Source organism: Luteimonas rhizosphaericola (assembly GCF_029888045.1).
GTDB lineage: Bacteria > Pseudomonadota > Gammaproteobacteria > Xanthomonadales > Xanthomonadaceae > Luteimonas > Luteimonas rhizosphaericola.
The window spans coordinates 1-2,480 of record NZ_JARXRN010000017.1 but is presented as its reverse complement, the minus strand read 5'-3'; the positions used below and the strand labels follow the sequence as shown (position 1 = coordinate 2,480).

Here is a 2,480-nt window from a genome sequence, read left to right as displayed (position 1 = left end):
TCCCGGGCAGGCTGTTTGGGTGGATGGCTAGCCTGCAGCCTAACAATTCATTCAAGCCGACGCCGCTTCGCGGCGCGGCTTAATTCAAGCGTTAGGCCGCAGGGGAACGCATGCGGGACATTGATGCAATCACTAGCCAGCTTCGACTTGCGCATCCGGATATGTCCGTGGAGCAGTTGGCCGTCACGCATCCTGTTGCTGACGACGATGGCTTGTGGTTCTTCCGCCACCCAGCAAGTGACGTTGAGCTCCAGCTGGAGTCCGGCACCGGCAACTGTCCGTTCTTGGTTGAGAGCTCCGCGTCAGGTGACCGGCTTACGGCGAACACTGTGGAGCAAGCTGTCGCATTGGTAGTCACTGGGCTCGGGCTGACGGGTCAGCGGCCTAACAATTCATTCAAGCCGACCCCGCTTCGCGGGTCGGCTTAATTCAGGCGTTAGGCCCAACTGAAGGCCCCGGTATGCGAGTACTACTTACGCTTCTACTGACCCTCGTCGCTCCTGCAGCGGCTCAGGCACCGAGTGTTTCGCTGCAGGAAGCAGTGCAGCACGCCGAGAGATATCTAAGGGATTCTGGCGTTGAGAATGCACACCGCTACCTCCAAAGCGCCACATGGCACTTCAACCATGAGTCGCCCGCCAAGAGTTGCTGGTCTGTGATCTGGGACGTAGCCGCTTCGCCTCCAATCACCGACTCCCATCTGCTTGTCTATGTTTGCGCGGACGGCACAATCAGGCATCACGACGATTGGGCCTAACAATTCATTCAAGCCGAACCCGCTTCGCGGGTCGGCTTAATTCAAGCGTTAGGCGGCACATGAACGCACTCGGCCACTATGGTTTTATCGCACTCGCGTCGCTGGCCGTCGCATCTTGTGACTCTGCCCCAAGAATTGATAGCAGCTCCAAAGCTGCGTTTGAGCGCAGCCATGCCGCAGTTGTTGCAGCTCTCTCTCCGGAAGACCAGTTGCGGCTTTCCTTAGCGGAACTAATAGTCCTTTCGCCCAGGGGCTGCCTGACCACCAAACCGCACGTCGATCAGCCGTTTCTCAGCGAGACTCTGGGCAGACAGGCAGACCTAAGTCCCTGCCGCAAAGAGCTGCATGGCCTTACGTTCAAGGACATCATGAGTCTGGCGTATCCTCAGGGAGAGCCGAGGGGTGGCGGTGCCGGGGGTGCCGCCTAACAATTCATTCAAGCCGACGCCACTTCGTGGCGCGGCTTAACTCAGGCGTTAGGCCTCATGAGAAAGATCGCGATTGGACTGCTATTTCTAGCTTCGTTCTCTGCCACTGGACAGGGAGAGACTCAAGCATTCTTGTCTTGGTACGACGGCTGGGGTACCCATACCGTTTGGGGCGCTGGCAAAATTTCCGGTAGCTATAACGGGGCTAAGGTTCAATGCGCCAACGTCTTCGTTCCGGTACGCCCCATACTTGACACCCACGAGAGTGACGGCAACCCGCTCAGGCCAGCCCAGACAGCCGAGCATGCCAAATCCGTTAATGTCCCTCTATTGCGCTCCCTTGAATCTCGTGGCGGCAAATGCGTCTTTCAGGCAGCGGCCACGGATGAGGCCTAACAATTCATTCAAGCCGACGCCACTTCGTGGCGCGGCTTAATTCAGGCGTTAGGCGGCATGGACAATCTCGCAACTGCTCTTTTCTTTGCGGGCTTCTTTGTGCTCATGGCCTCATACGCCATTCGTGTCTGGCTGTACATTGCCATCCGGTCCGATCGTGTCGCCACGCCGCTCCTCTCGGACACGTTCGTCACGACATTTCAAGATCTTCTATGGATCGGCTTGTATCGGCGTAGGAACCAGATTGACCCACAATTCAAGTCAAGAATAGCTGCTTATTTCTGGCTAACAATCTTGACAGTTGTGCTCTGGATGGCAGCTGGCCTTGCGTACTGGCTTTCCGCCTAACAATTCATTCAAGCCGACGCCGCTCCGCGGAGCGGCTTAATTCAGGCGTTAGACGGCTTTGACAGTGAACAGCCCCTACGCGTCTCCAACGGCCCAAGTGAGTGATCGCCAAAACAGGTTCAGTGTCGGGCGTGCATTGCTTGCGTACCTAATCGCTGTTGCGACCCTGGCCGCGCTGATGATCGGGCTCGGGTTCCTGCTAACCGGCCAAGTTCCGACCGCCGGCGGCTACAGACTCCTCTGGTCAATCGCACTAATTTCTAGCGTTGCTGTAGGTGCGCTTGGCGGGCATCTCGCCAGCACATCATGGTTGGGTGCCACGGCGGTCGGCATCATCGGTGGCGTTCTCTTACTGGTTCTCATCGCGGCGGCTGCCTATGTTTGGGGTAGATTAGTGCGCGCCGTCTAACAGTTCGTCCAAGCCGAACCCGCTTCGCGGGTCGGCTTAACTCAGGTGTTAGGCCTCAAGAGCACGCACTATGAGACTTGTCGGTAAAGCTGTCGGCTACCTGATTTCAGTGCTCGGTATAGGCATCGTGATCTTCGGCTTG

The 2,480-nt window shown here is 57.3% G+C and carries 1 protein-coding gene; it reads left to right on the top strand.

The window, feature by feature from the left end:
- The first annotated feature begins 1,638 nt into the window (after positions 1–1,638).
- Positions 1,639–1,929, top strand: coding sequence for a hypothetical protein (locus QFW80_RS03880; protein ID WP_280599967.1), 291 nt, complete (start codon positions 1,639–1,641; stop codon positions 1,927–1,929).
- Positions 1,930–2,480 lie beyond the last annotated feature (551 nt).